The 16,583-nt window shown below is 65.0% G+C and carries 15 protein-coding genes; all 15 read right to left on the reverse strand.

All coding sequences use genetic code 11. The annotated features are described in order from the left end of the window. Positions 1–97 precede the first annotated feature (97 nt). A complete protein-coding gene (locus NLM27_RS05915) occupies positions 98–847 on the reverse strand; it encodes a glycosyltransferase family 2 protein (RefSeq protein ID WP_254142457.1) in 750 nt (249 codons plus the stop codon). An 11-nt stretch (positions 848–858) separates the two neighbouring features. Further along, entirely contained in the window at positions 859–2,259 is a 1,401-nt protein-coding gene (locus NLM27_RS05920; protein WP_254142458.1) for a capsule biosynthesis protein, read from the reverse strand. 4 nt (positions 2,260–2,263) lie between these two features. Further along, positions 2,264–3,652 carry a surface carbohydrate biosynthesis protein gene (locus NLM27_RS05925; protein ID WP_254142459.1) on the reverse strand — a complete coding sequence of 463 codons (1,389 nt, stop codon included), beginning with the start codon at positions 3,650–3,652 and terminating at the stop codon, positions 2,264–2,266. A 25-nt stretch (positions 3,653–3,677) separates the two neighbouring features. Further along, positions 3,678–4,604, reverse strand: coding sequence for a hypothetical protein (locus tag NLM27_RS05930; RefSeq protein WP_254142460.1), 927 nt, complete (start codon positions 4,602–4,604; stop codon positions 3,678–3,680). A gap of 60 nt (positions 4,605–4,664) precedes the next feature. Continuing rightward, positions 4,665–6,200 carry a hypothetical protein gene (locus NLM27_RS05935; RefSeq protein WP_254142461.1) on the reverse strand — a complete coding sequence of 512 codons (1,536 nt, stop codon included), beginning with the start codon at positions 6,198–6,200 and terminating at the stop codon, positions 4,665–4,667. 13 nt (positions 6,201–6,213) lie between these two features. Beyond that, complete coding sequence (locus tag NLM27_RS05940; RefSeq protein ID WP_254142462.1) at positions 6,214–7,035, reverse strand: SDR family oxidoreductase; 822 nt, start codon at positions 7,033–7,035, stop codon at positions 6,214–6,216. Then, on the reverse strand, positions 7,032–7,748 hold the full coding sequence (locus NLM27_RS05945; RefSeq protein WP_254142463.1) for a cytidylyltransferase domain-containing protein: 717 nt from the start codon (positions 7,746–7,748) through the stop codon (positions 7,032–7,034). Before NLM27_RS05945 ends, NLM27_RS05940 begins: the two co-directional genes overlap by 4 nt. Continuing rightward, a complete protein-coding gene (locus NLM27_RS05950) occupies positions 7,745–8,653 on the reverse strand; it encodes a Gfo/Idh/MocA family oxidoreductase (protein ID WP_254142464.1) in 909 nt (302 codons plus the stop codon). The genes NLM27_RS05945 and NLM27_RS05950 overlap by 4 nt, the downstream gene beginning before the upstream one ends. Continuing rightward, positions 8,650–9,696: a nucleotidyltransferase family protein gene (locus tag NLM27_RS05955; RefSeq protein ID WP_254142465.1), complete on the reverse strand. Its 1,047-nt coding sequence runs from the start codon at positions 9,694–9,696 to the stop codon at positions 8,650–8,652. The genes NLM27_RS05950 and NLM27_RS05955 overlap by 4 nt, the downstream gene beginning before the upstream one ends. Before the next feature lie 80 nt (positions 9,697–9,776). Continuing rightward, positions 9,777–10,775 carry a methionyl-tRNA formyltransferase gene (locus tag NLM27_RS05960; RefSeq protein WP_254142466.1) on the reverse strand — a complete coding sequence of 333 codons (999 nt, stop codon included), beginning with the start codon at positions 10,773–10,775 and terminating at the stop codon, positions 9,777–9,779. Beyond that, on the reverse strand, positions 10,772–11,839 hold the full coding sequence (gene neuB, locus NLM27_RS05965) for an N-acetylneuraminate synthase (protein WP_254142467.1): 1,068 nt from the start codon (positions 11,837–11,839) through the stop codon (positions 10,772–10,774). The genes NLM27_RS05960 and neuB overlap by 4 nt, the downstream gene beginning before the upstream one ends. Continuing rightward, the gene (gene neuC, locus NLM27_RS05970; RefSeq protein WP_254142468.1) at positions 11,836–13,005 is read right to left on the reverse strand and encodes a UDP-N-acetylglucosamine 2-epimerase; all 1,170 of its coding nucleotides are present in this window, start codon (positions 13,003–13,005) and stop codon (positions 11,836–11,838) included. The genes neuB and neuC overlap by 4 nt, the downstream gene beginning before the upstream one ends. Then, positions 12,998–14,182: a LegC family aminotransferase gene (locus tag NLM27_RS05975; protein WP_254142469.1), complete on the reverse strand. Its 1,185-nt coding sequence runs from the start codon at positions 14,180–14,182 to the stop codon at positions 12,998–13,000. The genes neuC and NLM27_RS05975 overlap by 8 nt, the downstream gene beginning before the upstream one ends. Positions 14,183–14,201: 19 nt before the next feature. Continuing rightward, the gene (locus tag NLM27_RS05980; protein WP_254142470.1) at positions 14,202–15,221 is read right to left on the reverse strand and encodes an NAD-dependent 4,6-dehydratase LegB; all 1,020 of its coding nucleotides are present in this window, start codon (positions 15,219–15,221) and stop codon (positions 14,202–14,204) included. Positions 15,222–15,352: 131 nt separating this feature from the next. Beyond that, complete coding sequence (locus NLM27_RS05985; protein WP_254142471.1) at positions 15,353–16,555, reverse strand: HAD-IIIA family hydrolase; 1,203 nt, start codon at positions 16,553–16,555, stop codon at positions 15,353–15,355. Positions 16,556–16,583 lie beyond the last annotated feature (28 nt).

A 16,583-nucleotide genomic window follows, 5' to 3' on the forward strand; every position in this document is an offset into this window, starting at 1 on the left:
CCCCCTGAGATCCCCGGCAGATTAGAGACAACCCGCTGCGGTCGCAATGTTCAATTCCGGCCGTTGCACGTGGCTGCGCGGCGGGGGCCGAGCGTTGCTAGAATTCGCGCCGCTTCAGCCAGGCCCGCGCACCCCAATGCGCGAAACACCAGGCTGACCTGATCAGCGATAGGTGTTCGACGTTGCGGTAGATCTGCCAGACCCATTTTGCCGACCGCACCGGGCGGCTGGAGACCGAGGATCCCCTGACGCGATAGCGCGCAAGGTCCTCGTTGAGACCGTATGCGGCGTGGCCTCGCTTGAGGATCGAGAGCCAGAGGCAGAAATCGTCATAGCCTTCGTTCTTCATCGCGATGGGACCTGCGATCTCGCGGTCGACCATCGCGGTCAGCGTCGCGATCGCGGTGTTCTCCAGGAGCTGGCCATAGCTGAGCGAAACCGGCACCTCGATCAGCCGACCCGTTACCGTGTTGGTCTCGTTGATGCGGCGGAAGGCGGTATAGCTGAGGGCAGCGCGCTTCTGCCGAGCGAACGCGAGTTGCCGCTCGAGCTTCTCGGGCAGCCACAGATCGTCGCTGTCGAGGAAGGCGAGATAGCGGCCCTGTGCTGCATCGATCGACGCCTGGCGCGCGAGCGCCGGGCCGCCATTTTTGGCCTGCCGGATCAGCTTGACGCGCGGATCGCGCTCGCCGATCGCCGCAACGATGCCCGGCGTGTTGTCGGTCGAGCAGTCGTCGGCGATCAGGAGCTCCCAATCGGCGAATGTCTGGCTCTGTACCGAACGGATCGTCTCCCCGATCAGGCCTTCGACGTTCCATGACGGTGTGATGATCGAGACGAGCGGCATGACGGGTCCGTTCAGTTCGCACGGGCCGGTTCGGCCATTGCGGCGCGCAAGGAGGCCGCAAACGTGTCGAGCAGCTTGGGATCGCTGATATAGAGCTCGCCCGGATAAGACCGTCGCCAGGCGGACTCGAAATAGGGCGTACCCCTGGCGGGGTCGAATGGTCCGGCGGAGAGTGCCTCGCGCAGCCGTGCGGGCACGTCGGCCAGACGGTCGACCGCATGCACCAGCGGGCAGGAGCGGTAGAATGCATCGCCCATCACCACGACCGGCTTGCCGAGCAGCAGTGCCTCGGCACCCGACTTGCTGTTGACGGAGACGACGGCATCGGCGCGATTGAGCACGGTGTAATTGTTGGTCTGCGGCGGCAGCAGCACGAAATTGTCGAACCGGCGCGCGAGCTCGAACAGGCGGGCGGCCGAGATCGCGCCGATCTGGGCGGGATGTTCCTTCACCACGAGGACATGCGAATCCGGGATCGTGCGCAACAGGAAGTCGACGGTCGCGACTTGGTCGAGATAGTCCGGCGAGCGCAGCGTCAGCGCCATGTCGGCCGGAACGTGGAAGGGGTAGTAGACGAAGGGCGCGTCGGGGAGCGGCCGGTAGAGCCTGCGCAGCCGCGTCGCGTTGACCGCCATGGCAGCGTGCACGCGGGCGTGGCGCAGATTGTGTCCGAACTCCTGGTGCTTGCCGAGCGCGAACTGGTCCCAGAGCTTCTCGGCGAGACGATGGGCGTTGCGCACATTGACGACCTTCTTGAATGCCGCCGAATAGTGGTGCTGATCCTTCTTGGGGATGACGATCGCGCGTTGCGTCAGCGTCTCGTCCAGATAGGCGCGCACATCGGCGGACACCGCATCCGCCGGTTTTGCCATCACGTCGGGTGCGGCAAAGCTGTCCGGCGTGAAATACATCCGGCCGCGAAAGAACGATGGCTCGATGAACCAGTTGCGGATGTCCCTGCGCCGGGCGGCGTAGAAACTTGCGATGACGGACAGGAAGCCGCCGAGCTCCTGGACCAGTTCGGTGCGCTTGCCTTGCCCCTCCAACCGGTCGAGCACCGCCTCCATGGCATTGGCATAGATCATGAAGCGCCGGCATAGCGCGCCCGTGTCGTGGATGCCGAAGGTAAAGCGCTCATGGCTGAACAGGAAATTGGTGCCGTCGAGCCCGTAGGAGGCGACGCGCGTATCGAACGCCTTGCGATCGTCGGGCGAGGGGCCGGCTTTGAGGCCCTCGCGATACATGTTCGTGACCGGCACGCCTTCGGCGACCGACATCTCGGCGCTGCGATCGTCGAAGGCAAGCAGCTCGACGTCATGTCCCGCCGCGCGCAACCGCTGCGCGACCGGAATCCAGAAGCGGGTCTGGTATTCGGCAAGAGTGGTGATGAGAATCGTGGTTGCAATGGGCATGCGTCTATTGGGCGTGTTCGATCGCAATGCTCGCGAGCGGCAGGCCCGTCGTCGCGCAATGCGCGCGTCTTGCCGTAAATTGCGACGGGTTCACGCGCTCATGGCTTGCGATGCGTTGAAGCAGGGACTTGACGTGGGTCGGCTCGATCCGCTTGTCGCGCCGGGCCGGATTGAACTGGCTGCGCAGCCGCTCGGTGACAGCCGAGCCGAGCGCGGCGCTGGCGACGCCCTTGACGATCTGGCCGAGGCTCGGCTTGGGGCGCGTGCCCTTCACGGTCGCAAGCAGTGAAACGTAAGGCCGGCGCGAAGTCGTTGCGCGGGTCAGAACGTCGGCGACACGCTCGGCCGCCTGCCCGTCATTGAGATGGAAGAAGGCCTCGACATCGGCAGCATGAACGCCGGCGAAATCGAAGGTCTCGGTCTCGCGCTCGATGTGATCGATTGCGCCGAGTAGCTCATCGAACGAGGCGACCTGCCGGCTCACGCGCGCGGGCAGCGCGGCATGGCCGGCGGTGATCGGCGTGTTCAGATATTCGAGCTGGAGCGGCAGCTTTCCGAGCAATACCGATTCGACGGCCGTGCCGCAGTTGAGATGAACGACTGCAGCCGCATTGCGGATGCGGTCGAGCACGCTGCCGGTGCCGTCGATCAGGACGTTGGCGTGGCGCGAGAGCGCGTTGCGATAGACCTCCTCGCTCTCGAAGGGATGCGGACGCACCAGAATGTTGCGGTCGGGCCGCGCTGCGGCGAGGCGATCGATCTCGGCGAGATAGTTGGCGAAGACCTGCCTCAGGTCGCCGATGAAGCGATCCACATAGGCGCCATCCCAGCCGGACCGCACCATCGCCTCGCGCTCGCCGCCAGGCTTGCCGGTGAAGCGCGAATTGACCAGCGGGAAGTTGGCGTTGACGAGCAGGTAGCCGCGCGGTTCGCCGTCGAGCAGCGCGCGCCAGCGCGGGGCCGCAAAATCGAAGCGCGGGCATCCGGTGAGGTGAAGCTGCTCCGGAGGCATCGTTCCGGCTGTTCGGAAGGCGTCATGCAGCCGGCTGCCCCAGAAGAAATAGCCCGCCAGGATGTCGGCGTAACCGCTGGTCTTGATGTGTGCGGCCATCGCCGGTGGTGAATTGCCGCCCTTTTCCGCGAGCACACCGCCTTCGGTATCGAGCACGTAGAGCGCGAGCCCGGCTTTGGCAAAGCTGCGCATCAGGTCGAGATTGACCGGGCGTGCATAGTTGGCGACCAGTGCGTCCAGCCCGAGCCGCGGGACGTCGACGGCCTGCTCGTACATCGGCACCAGCGCGACCGAGACGCCGCGCCGCGCGAGTTGATAGCCGAGCATGACTGCTCCCGGCAGGTCACGCTTGGGGTGATCGACCACCAGGCCTATGCGCAAGATGTCAGCTCCCGGCAGGTCCGTGTCAGAGCCGCATCACGGTGCGCTCGAGCTCCGTCAGGGCGCCGACAGCGCGGAAGCGCGTCGGCGGTTCGGGATAGATGCGCGGCTGCTGGATATAGGTCGCCGTGTACAGCAGACGACTGTGATCCGACTGGATCCGGCTTCCCATGTGCAGGCAGCGTGCGGTGTTGACGATGAAGGCCGACAGGCGGGGCGCGATCATTTCCTTGACCGCGTCGGGACCGGTTTTGCCGAACACCTGCGCGTCGCTCATGTGGCTCTTGAGTGTGTTGCGGAACGGCTTCGACGGACCGGCCGGAATGAAAGTGAAAGGACCGTCGGCGGTGTTCTGCACGTCCGTCAGATAGATGAAGAGCTTGCAGACACGCTTGTCGTCGTGATCGAGATGCCACAGCTGCGAGTAGCTCAACGCCTGGTTCGGAGTCGGTTGCGACAGGGTCAGTAGCACGTCCGACAATTGCGGCAGGTCGCGCATGAAGTCGCCGACGATGCGCAGCGCAGCCGGCTGCAGGGCGTAGCGCACGAACGGATGGTCGGTCGCAAAGGCGCCGCCGACGAGATCCTCGTCGAGCAGGCTGACCCAGAACGATTTGTGCCCCTCCTTCTGCTGGCCGACCAGCTCGTTGAGGCGTTTCACCTTGGCGTCGGCCGACGATGCAACGGCTTCCGCGAGGCTCCGATCAACCAGCCGGGATACGTCGACATAACCGTCCTCGGCGAGCTTACGACTCGCCTCGGTCCATTCGGGCCTCGTTGGAAGCTGCTTCAGGAGCGCGACACGTTTTGCGCGTGCAGGCAATTGCAGAGCGGTCAGAGCTGCCTTCACCGCCCATCCGAGATCGGTGCGGTTGACGTGCCACAGCAGGCGGCGGAATTGGCTAATCTTCGCGTGCTTCGGAGTCTTGGCACCTGCATCGATGGCGGTCATGGAGCTTGCTCGATTGCATGAAACAAGCCTCTTTAGCGCCCGGGCATGACCTTTGCTATCCTAAAGTGCGGCCGGAAAGGCAGTTTTTCCGCCGAAAAGAGACCGCGCGAGACTGTTGATCGCCGTGCGCTGTTGACGGGTCAGAACCAGGAAATATTGGGCGGCCCACGCGGCAACGCAAAAGCCGGTCATGAGGAATGCAAGGGTCGCGATCCCGGGGTCAGGCGCAAAGTGCAGGACCCCGGCAAGCAGCAGGGCGCCAAGCAGCAAGATAACCCAATGCATCGCGAGGGCCAGCCGGAACCGTTTCCCGTTGATGTCCAGTTCCCTCACGAAGGTGGCGAGTTGCCACGGCAGGATGGCGGCGAGCGCGCAAGACTGCCCCAGGATGAACGCTCTCTCCGCCAGCAGGGGCACGGCGGCAAAGGTGATTACGGCCCAGATGACCAGATGGAGCATCATCAGCATGTTCAGGCGCGCCTGGACCTTGGTGCGCGTCAAGAACACCGTGTTTCCGAACATCACGTATTGCGAGCAGATCGTGACGATGAATGCGACCCCCATCCAGGGTGCAAAGGGAGCGATCTGCGGCCCGATCCAGACATGCATGATTGCAGGCGACATGACCGCCGCAGCGACGCAGGGCGTCACGGCAACGACCGGAAGCAGCATGATGCCTGCCTCGCCGAACCGGTTGAATTGAGCCGGATCGTTGCGCTGATCAAGCCTGCTCACGACCGGGAGCAGCGCTGCCGTCAGCAGGCTCGTCACCACTTTCGCAAGGCGAGGGATTCTGAGCAGCGTATCGTAGACGCCGACGGCTTGCGGGCCGATATAGAGACCGATCAGGAACGGCTGGATCGGTGCGACGATGCCGCCGATCAGCTTGCCCTGCATCACGAGGAGGCATCGAAGCAGGATTTCACGCGTGACGCCTGGCGCGGGACGGGCTGCCCTGACCCGCGTCCGGCTGAGCGCGGCGACCGAGGCGCCGAGCAGGATGAGCGCGCGCAGCAAGCTGCTGACAAGGTAGCAGTAGGTGACCACCTCGTAAGGTTGCCCGGATCTTGCGGCGTAGATGACCGCGCCGACATAGAGACCAGTCGTCAGAAGTTCGCAAATCCGCAACAGCCCGTAGCGCTCGAAACCCTTGACGATGCCTTCCCAGACGAGCGCGGGAAACATCAGCAGGTTGCTCGCCGCGGTCGCGAGCAGCATGTTGTTGAAGCTGGCGGTATCCGCGGGCGCGATCTTGAACTGGGTGACGATCAGCGGAGCAGCGAACCATATGACGAGGCTCATCGCGATACCGAGGAGCACCGACATCAGCGTCAACAGCAGGATCTGGCTGCCGCCCAGACGACGGTCGCGATGTTCCCTGGCGCGTGCGACCACCTGCGTAGTCACTTCAGACAGGCCGAAGTCCAGCACGCCGATCAGGCCGGAGGGCAGGAACAGCCGTGTGAGAACGATGATTCCGAACTCGGCGACACCCCAGGTCTGGATGATAATTGGAATGACCACGACGCCGAGTATCGCGACCAGTCCGAAGACGATCGCGGATACAACGGTGTTCTGGACGAGGCGCTTCAGCATGGCATGAGCCAACTCACCAGGCGCTCAGACCGCCGTCGACGGCGATGTTCTGGCCGGTCACGTAGGAGGCCGCATCCGACACCAGGAACAGCATCGTCCCCACCATCTCGTCCGCACGCGCCATGCGGCCGAGCGGAATGCGGGCACCATAGCGCGCCTTGAAGGTCTCGTTCTGCCCGCTCTCCACCCCGCCCGGGGTGAGGGTATTGACGCGAACGCCTTTCGCTGCCCAGTAGGTCGCGAGGTGCTTGGTCAGGCCAATCACACCGGCTTTCGACGCCGTGTAGACCGCGGGCGTGTTGATGGCGCGGCCGAGATATTCGGAGCCCTCGTAGATGCGCTGGTCGGGCGCCATCAATCCGTAGATCGAGGCGGTCTGCACGATGGCGCCGTAGCCGCGCTCGGCCATCCCGGTGCCGAACACTTGCGCGACGTTGAACATGCCGTCGAGATTGACCGACATGATCTCGCGCCACGTCTCCTGGGAGAATTTCTCGACCGGGGCGAAGAAGGCATCGATGTCGCGGGTCTTGCTGGCGGCGTTGTTGAGAAGGATCGAGGCCGGTCCAAGGTCGGCTTCGATCGCATCGGCCGCGTTGCGCACCGCATCGGGGTTCGTGATGTCGCAACCGTAGCCTCTGGCGCGGACGGGATGGCGTGAGGCGACGTCGGCCGCCGCCGCGTCGGTCGCGGCCTGATCGAGATCGACGATCGCGACATTGGCGCCGAACTCGGCAAGGCCCTCGACAAAGCGACGACCGAGAATACCGCAGCCGCCGGTGACGACGGCGGTCCGTCCCGTGAGATCGAACAGCGCCTTGAAGCTCGTCATCATGATGATGTCCCTTGCTGGGCCTGCCGCTTGCGGAGCAACAGCTCCACCAGCGCGAAGTCGATCTCGGAATCGATGTCGACCGAACGTTCTTCCGGCATCTCGAACAGGCGGGTGTCCGGATAGAATACGCGCGGATCGTCGCGGAAAGCCGCGACGTTCCAGACATAGATCGATGCGTTCATGTCGAAGCAGCGCGGGCTGTCCTGGCGGCGCACGATCGGCGGATCGGCGGTCTTCGACAGGCCCACCGTGCCGTCGCGGCGTTCCTCGACCAGATTGAAATAGGGCGACCGACGGGCGGAGGCACCCGTGATGACGCTGCGCGCCCCGGACGAGCGCAACAAGTCCACTGCTCCGACGATGTCGGAAGCCAGCCGCAGCGGCGAGGTGACATCGAGATCGACGAAGATGTCGGGGGTCTGCCCGGTCCGCGCCATCGCTTGTTCGAGGCAGTGACGGATCGCCGGGATTTTCGGCGCGGTGTCGCTCGCCATATCATCGGGGCGCTTGACCGCGAGGTCGGCGCCGGCATGCATCGCCGCGTCCAGGAGCGCGTCGGAATCGCTGCTGAAGGCGATTGTCGCGAACAGGCCGGTCTCGCGCGCCTGGGCGATGCTCCAGGCCAGCAGCGGCTTGCCGAGAAGAGTGCGGCCATTCTTGCCGGCGACGCCTTTCGAACCGCCACGCGCGCACATCGTACATAACAGGCTCATGCGAAAATCCAGCTCTTCGAATGCAGGGCGCGCTCGCTGGCGTCGATCAGGTCCACAACGGCAATGCCTTCGGCGAGCGAGCAGACCGGGTCGCTGCCGCTCAGCGCGGCCTGATGCATTGCCCGATAACTCGTGTCACGTTCGCTCGCGCAGGGCGTGGCGACGCCATTGACGATCAGGGCGCCGCCAACGAGATCGGCTTCGATCGTCTCGTCGGCGAGATTGATGCGGATCCGGCGCAGGCCGGCGCGGTCAAGATAGTCGAGATGAACCTGCACGACCTGTGCCCGCGCCATCTCCATCAGCAGTGCGAGGTGGTCTTCGACCTCGAGATCGCGCGCGCCAGAGGCCCCGCCGAGCGCAGCCACGCGTTGCCACGGCCCGAACAGCCAGAGCAGATAGTCGAGCTCATGGCTCAGGTCACGCAGCACGCCGCCTCCGGCGGCAACCGTCGAGGAAGCGGTATCGCGGTGGTCGCGACCGGGCCGCCAATCCCTGATGTCCTGTCCGACATAGGCCGAGACCGTGATAGCGGAGCGTCCCTCGAGCCGCCGGAAGAGCGCGACCATCACCGGATGGAAGCGCAGATTGTAGGCGACGAACAGCTTTGCGAAGGGGAGGGCTGGCAGCGGCTCGGGCCTTGCGAGCATCGGCTTCTCGACCAGAACGGTCCCTTGAAAACCCGCCTCTGCAAGCTCGCGCAAGGCGTGGACGTGCTGTGCCGTCTCGGTGGCGATGACGACATAGTCGACCTGGCCGCGCGAAAGCGCCTCGCTGAGGCTGCGGTGATCGCCGCCGCCCCGGCGGCTGACCGTTGAGACCGCAAGGCCGAGTTCAGCGAGGATGCGCGCATGGCGCGTTCCGATCGAACCCAGGCCTGCGACCACCGCGGTGCGTGCGCTCACTGGAAGACCTCGTGAAACTCGGCATGCGCCTGCTCGAAATCTTCGACCCGGCCGATGTCGAGCCAGTACTCCCGGATCGGATACACCGCGACGCGGCCCTCGTTCGCGACCACGCGCTCCAGAACCGCCGGCATGTCGACCCTGACGTCGCGGTCGACGAGCCGGAAGACGGTGGGACCAATGACGTAGATTCCGGCGCTCACGAACCAGCTCTCGGTCGGTTTTTCCCGGATGACCTGGAGATATCCTTCGGTTGCGGTGACGACGCCGTAGGGGACGTGAACCTTGTGCTCGCGCACCGCCATCGTCGCCTCGGCCGGCGTTGCATTGTGGAAGTCGACCAGCGCGCCGTAATTGATGGTCGTCAGGATATCGCCATTGGTCACGACGAGCGGCAGGTCGGGCGTCGAGGGAAACAGTCCGAGCGCGCCTGCGGTGCCGAGACGCTCGGTTTCATGGATGTAGCGGATCGTTGCGCCGAAGCTGGTGCCGTCGCCGAAATGGTTCTGGATCAACTCGGCCTTATAGTTCACCGAGATGAAGATGTTCCGAAATCCCTGCTGAACGAAGTTGCGCACGATGGTCTCGATCAGTGGGCGGCCACCGACGTGAAGCATTGGCTTCGGCATTTCGCGCGTCAGCGCGCCCAACCGCTCGCCCAGACCACCGGCCATGATCAGCACCGGATTTTCGTATTGCGGCGCTTCGAGCAGCTCGTCGAAGGTTTCGACGCCGATGACGTTGCCGTTGGCATCGAGCAGTGGAAGCTGCTTGATCGATCTCTGCCGCATCAGGCGCAGGCGTTCGTCGCGGGGCAGGGCGACGGAAGCCGAGACCGGGCTGGCGTTCATCATGTCGATCGCGCGGCCGGTCAGCGGGATGCCGCGCAACAGCCCGCGCCTGATATCGCCGTCGGTGACAATGCCAGCGAGTCTGCCGTTGTCGAGGACCAACGCAATCTGGATGCTGCCGCTCTCGATGGCGGCAATGGCCTCGCTCACCGTGGCTTCCGTTCCGACGATGGCCTTTTGCCAGGACTTCATGGTGATGGACCTCGCGGCTGCGCCCGAGACGGCGCTCACCCGATCAGAAAGCTGCTATATCGCGGCTGCGAACGGGGACGTCAATCCCTGCGGCCGAGCCCCAGTTTGATCTCCAGAGCCGCTAATTTCGCCTCGGCCTGCGCCAAGGCGGCTGTGAGGTTTCGGCCCAAGCGGCTGCCCCGCGTTGCGGTCGGAACGAGCGCCGCGCCTAGGGTGCCGTCGGTTCCGACCGGCGCCCAGCGCGTGATCCGAATGAAGCTGTCGCCGGTCTTGACCAGGATGCCGCCATTGTCCCTGCCGATTACCTCGCCGGGCGCACCGACATAGGATCGCGCGCCCGGGATCAGCTCGGCTGCAACGAGGGCGTAGGACCTATCTTTCCAGATCGTGCGCGCGCCGGGGCCGGGCGGCACCAGTGCGCGGACGAAACGCTCGAGCGCGACGCTGCCGGATGACCAATCGATCTCCTCGTCGCCCGGCCTGCGTCGGCAGCAATAAAGGCCGACCGGATCGATCGTCGACTGCATGATGCGCTTGTCGGTGCCGTGATAGACGTCGGAGATCGCCTCGACGAGCGTATCGGCGCAAAGCGTCTCGGCTATCTCGAGCAGCGTTGCATAGGTGTCGGTTGCGGAGATCGGCACCTTGATCTGCCGCACGATGTCGCCGGTGTCGATGCCGAGATCGACCCAGTGAACCGTGATGCCGAACTCGGCCTCGCCGTTGATCAGCGCCCAGGTCAGCGGATTGCGGCCGCGATAGAACGGCAGCGCGCCGGCATGACAATTGAGCGTGCCACGCGGCGGCAGCGCCAGAATGGTCTCGCGGAGGATCTGGTCATAGGACATCGAGACGTGAAGCTCGGCCGCAAAGGCCGCGATCTCGGCAAGGCTCTCCGGCGCATTGACGGCCGCAGGCTTCAGCACAGGAATGCCCTTGGCCTCCGCGAGCGCGAGAAGCGTCGAATCGGGCCGGGACGCGCGCACCGCGACGAAGGCGATGGTGTAGCGGGGATCGTCGATCAGTCGGGCGAAGGCGCGTTGTGCCCAGACGCCGTCGCCGAAATAGCCGATCCTCATAGCGGCTCTTCCTCGTCATAAGGACGGGTGACCGTGGTGCCGATCAGCGACCAATATTCGATCGGCGGCCGGCCGGACCCTGGTCGCTTGCAGGTGAGATCCTCGGGCGCAAGCACGTCGCCGATCTTCAGCGCGCGCGCGGCCACGATGCTCTTGCGGGCGATGTCGATGTTCTTGATCTCGGAATTCCTGGGCGTCTTGATGCCGTCGCCACGCGCCTGCTCGATGCGACGGATGGCGGAGACCATGCGCTTGAAATCGCCGGGCTCGAGGGATGCCGCATGATCCGGCCCCTCGGCGTTACGGTCGAGGGTGAGGTGCTTCTCGATGATCGTGGCGCTCATCGCCACCGCCGCCAGCGAGATCTCGATACCGTCAGTATGGTCGGAATAGCCGACCGGAAGCTGGAAGGCGGTCCGCATCGTCTGCATCGCCGCAAGGTTCACGTCCTCGGACGGGCAGGGATATTCGGTGGTGCAGTGGAGCAGGCTGACCCGCTCGGACAATCGGGTGCGGGCTTCGCCGTCCCGCCATGCGGCGCGGAAGGCCGCAAGACCGGGCGGCGTGTTGCTGCGGCCGTAGCCGTGCGCAAGCACGCCCAGCGCCTCCTCGACCTCGATCAGCGTCGCCATGCCGGTCGACAGGATCAGCGGCATGTCCGCGCGCGCGATCGCATGCAGCAGCGGCGCATTGGTGAGGTCCCCCGAGCCGATCTTGATCCGGGGGAGGCCCAGCGTGAGCAGGAAATTCAGCGACTGATGATCGAACGGCGTCGACAAGAATTCAATACCGCGCTCCCTGGCGCGGGCGATCAGCGGCGGATGCGCCGCATGCGGCAGTTCGAGCCGCTTCAGCATCGCCTGCTGACTCTCGGCGGCGTCCGTCGTGCGCTGCTGGTAATCGGCCTTGCGCGCGCGCTTGCCGGCGAGCGAGTTGGCGTTGAAGGTCTGGAACTTGACGATGTCGGCGCCGGCATCGGCGGCCGCATCGACGAGGGCGAGGGCCGTTTCCAGGCTGCCGGAATGATTGACGCCGGCCTCGGCGATGATGAGCGTGCGCGTCATGTCGCGGCCTCGCCGTCGTAAAAACCCTTCTTCAGCAGGGTGTTGAAATCGGCAATCGCCGCAATCTTGTCGGCGACGCGGCGACTGGTCTCGCCGTCGCCGTAGGGACTGACCGTCGGCTGCCGTCCGCGCGCGAGCGCGTCGGCGATCGCCTTCGAGATCGATGTGCGATCGGGCGCGGCGTGGAACACGGAGGCGGCGCGCTCACGTCCCTTCTGCCGGTCGCCGATGTCGACCGTCGGAACGTTGAGCGAGGGCGCTTCATAGATGCCGCTCGACGAATTGCCGACGACGACATCGGCCTGGTTCATCAGGCTGATGTAGCGAAGTTGGCCGAGGGAGGCGACCGCGATGGCGTTCGCCCGACCGGCGACGAAGGCCTTGATCCGCTCGTTGAGCGCGCGGCCTTCCGCATCGGCATTCGCAAGCGTGAAGAACAGGCTGAATTCCGGATCGAGCGCGGCGAGCGATGCGAACAATTCATCCAGCGCGCCGACCGAACGGTCCATCTCGACCGTAACAGGATGGAACGTGACCAGGACATTGCGCTTGCCGAGCGTCATCCCGACCTCGCGGCCGATGGTCTCGCGATCCATCAGCTTGAGGCGCTTGATCGAATCGATGCCGGGCGAGCCCACGGTGAAGATGCGTGCCGGGTCCTCGCCGAGCCGGGCCAACCGCCGCGCCGAGTCGGCGTTGGTGGCAAAATGCAGGTGCGACATCTTGGTGATGGCGTGGCGGATGGCCTCGTCGATCGCACCTTCGGTCACGTCGCCGCCGAACAGATGCGCCATCGGCAGCCGCATGAACATCGCGGCCTGCGCCGCCGCAAAGGTCTCGTAGCGGTCGCCGAGCACGACGACGAGGTCCGGCTTCAGCCGGGCGAAGGCGTCAGCAAATCCGATCACGCCAAGGCCGACCGACTTGGAGACGCCGACCCCGGAATCGCTCGAAAGCAGTGTCTCGACGCTTTCGTCGACCTCAAAACCTTCGTCCCGGATGTTGTCGATGGTATAGCCGAACTCGGGCGACAGATGCATGCCGGTGGCGACGAGCTGAAGCGTCAAGCCGGGCGTTTCCCGGATCGCCCGCATTGGCCAGATGATGAGGCCGAAATCGGCGCGGCTGCCCGTGACGAAGCAGATCTTTCGGCTTGGTTCACTCATCGCGGGCCCGGATGCTGGCGCTGGAGGGAAGGTTGATCAGGCGGCGCTCGATCGATTCGGCGGTGCCGAGATCGCCACGCGGGTTTTGCGCGAACATCGGCAAGCGGTGCATCAACGTCCAGGCCGGGCGCGCGCCGAAGCCGGCGTCGTTCAGCGCGGCGAGCACGTCGTCGCGCCGGCCGGCATGGACCTCGTCGAGCAGGATCGCATTGAGCCAGTAATTGCTCGTGGTGTCCTTCGGCTCCCGCGAGAAGCGGACGCCGGGCACACTCACGAAGACGCGCTCATAGGCCGCGGCCAACCGGCGCTTGCTCGCCAGGAACCCGTCGAGCTGCTCGAGCTGCGCGCAGCCGAGCGCGGCGTTCAAATTGGGCAGGCGATAGTTGAAGCCGACCTCGTCATGGATGAAGGCCCATTTGTGCGGCAGCTTTGCCGTCGTCGTCAGATGCTTGGCACGGCGTCCCAGTTCCTCGTCATTGGTGAGGATGGCTCCCCCGCCGCCTGTGGTGACGATCTTGTTGCCGTTGAAGCTGAGGGCCGCGAGGCGCGCCCGCGATCCCACCGCGTGGCCCTTGTAGGTCGATCCGAGCGACTCCGCGGCGTCTTCCACCAGCGCGATGCTCCACTCGTCCGCGAGGGCGGCGATCGCATCCAGATCGACGGGGTGCCCGAACGTGTGCATCGGAGCGATCGCCGCGATGCGGCGGCCAGTCTCGCGATTGATGGTGCCGGTCGCGGTCTTCTGCGCGACCGCGTCCAGGCGCACCGCGAGCGCACCCGCGTCCATGCCGAGCGTTTCGAACGAGCTGTCGACGAAGTGCGGCACAGCCCCGCAATAGGCGATCGCGTTCGTCGTCGCGATGAAGGTCAGCGCCGGCGAGATGACCTCGTCGCCGGGCTCGACGCCCGCGAGGCGGAAGCAGGCATGCAGCGCGGCCGTGCCATTGACGACGGCAACCGCGCGCTTGGCGCCGGTGATTTCCTCGAGCATGCGCTCGAACCGGTCGACGAACGGGCCGACCGAAGAGACGAAGGTGCTTTTGATGCACTCTTCGAGATAGGCGACCTCGTTGCCGGCAAATACCGGTTCGTGCAGGCCGAGGATTCCATTGGGGGTTCCCACCGCGCGCCGTACGGCGTCGACGATCGTCTCTGGCTCGAAGTCTGATCTGGTCACGGGACTGTCCACCATCGCCTCAGACATTGTAGACGTCAGCCTTGTAGCGGTTGAGATTTGTGGGATTGGTGAACCAGTTGACCGTCTTGACCATGCCGCGGCGCATGCCGTCGACACCGCCGAATTCGGGGCTCCAGCCGAGTTGCTGGCGTGCCTTGGAATTGTCGGCCCAGAGCCGCTCGACCTCGCTGTTGGCGGGGCGCAGGCGCGCCTCGTCGGTCTCGATTTCGATCGGCGTTCCCATGACGTCGGCGATCATCTGTGCGGTCGCGCCGACCGAGATCTCAAAACCGCTGCCGAGATTGATGGTCTGACCGACGACCTGTTCCGCAGGCGCCGTGAGGCCCGCGATCAGGCCGCGTGCAGTGTCGGTGACGAAGGAGAAATCCCGGGTCGGGCTGACGGCGCCGAGGCGGATCTTCCGCTTGCCGGTCGCGATCTGGCTGATGATCGTCGGGATCACCGCGCGCGCCGATTGCCGCGGACCGAAGGTGTTGAACGGGCGGATCACCACGACCGGCATGTCGAACGAAGCCTGGAACGACAGCGCCATCTGATCGGAGGCGATCTTCGAGGCTGAGTAGGGCGACTGTCCGACCAGCGGATGGCTTTCCTTGATCGGAACGCTCTGCGCCGTGCCGTAGACCTCGCTGGTCGACGTCTGCACGAAGCGGCGCACGCCGGCCATGCGCGCGGCCTGGAGCACGTTCACGGTGCCGCGAACGTTGGTCTCGACATAGGAATCCGGCGCAACATAGGAGAACGGGATCGCGATCAGCGCCGCCAGATGCAGCACGTCGGTGCAGCCGCTCGCGGCCTGGATCATGAAATGGGGATCGCGGATGTCGCCGGCAACAACCTCGACGGACGTCATCACGCCGGGCGAGACCGTGTCGAGCCAGCCCCAGGAGCTGAAGGAGTTGTAGTAGACGACCGCCTTGACGCGGGCGCCGGCCTTCACCAGTTCCTCGACGACATGCGAGCCGATGAAGCCATCGCTGCCGGTGACGAGGACGCGGGCGTCCCTCAGATCTTCCATGCCGGACCCCAAAAGGCGATTAAGCCAGTATTCGCAACAAGATGGCGCTATAGCACACTAGCCGCCGCGTGCAACAGAGCACCGTTCGGCATCCGCCAAATGCCCGGGGGAGGCAGCGCTTTTGGGCACCTCTAGGCGGTCCTGGCCGGTATCAGGCGTTGCTTCACGAATGCTTCCAGATTCCCGCCCGAAAACAGATGGCCGGCCACGCCGGCCGCCTGCGCCGCCTCCATGTCGGTTTCCTTGTCGCCGATCACCATGCTGCGCGTCATGTCGACGGGAAAGCGCCCGAGAAGGTCGGTGATCATGCCGGGCGCCGGCTTGCGTCGGTCGCTCGTACGGCAATAGCGCGCGACCGTGCCGTCGGGATGATCAGGGCAGTATTCGAACGCGTCGATATGCGCGCCGATCGGCGCCATCTGGTCCGCCATCCAGCGATGCAGGGTGACGACGTGGTGCTCTTCGTAGTAGCCGCGCGCGACGCCGGACTGGTTGGTGATGACGAAGGCAAAATAGCCGGCGTCGTTGACGGCTTTCACGGCCTCGCGGGCGCCATCGATCCATTCGAGCTTGTGCGTTTCGAACGTGTATCCTGAATCGTGGTTGAGGACGCCGTCGCGATCGAAGAACACGGCCGGCCGCCGCAGCTTCTCCCGCAATTCACGATCGGCGCGCGCGAAATCGTCTGGAATGCCAATGTCGATGAAGTAGCCGCGATAGGCCGTGCCCCGCAGCGCCCCCGACGCGGCAAGGCCGGGGAACACGTCCTGCTCGAGCGAGGCGGGAAGCTTCGCGATGTCGGCGAGAATGGATTTGTCGACGACGTAGATGCCGGCATTGACCGGTCCCGTGGCGCCCGCGCCAGGGGCGATGAAGTCACGCACCACGTCGCCTTCGAGCACGACGCGGCCGTACCGATCGCCGACGACGCCGTCGCGCAGCGCCATATGAACGCGGCCGTCATCGGCCCGCGCGATCAAGTCGAGCATGTTGAAGTCGAACAGCGAGTCACCATTGAGCAGCAGGAAACGGTCGTGCAGCAGGTCGCGCGCATGCACGAGCGCCCCGCCGGTGCCGAGCGGCTCGATCTCGCGCGATACGAGGATCTTCGCCCGGCCCCTGGTCGCATTGCCATAATGGGTCTCGACGATCTCGGCCTTGTGTCCTGCGAGCAGGAGTATCTCATCGAACACGTCATAGCGTACGAGCTCGTCGATCAGCGTGTCGAGAAACGGCCGCCCGCCGACGTCGAGCATCGGCTTCGGAACCAGCCTGGTGCGCTCACCTAGCCGGGTGCCCAGCCCTCCGACGAGGATGGCGGCCTGTCTCAACATGAAAGGGGAATCGTCCGAGCAGCGCGTT

The organism is Bradyrhizobium sp. CCGB12 (genome assembly GCF_024199845.1).
GTDB lineage: Bacteria > Pseudomonadota > Alphaproteobacteria > Rhizobiales > Xanthobacteraceae > Bradyrhizobium.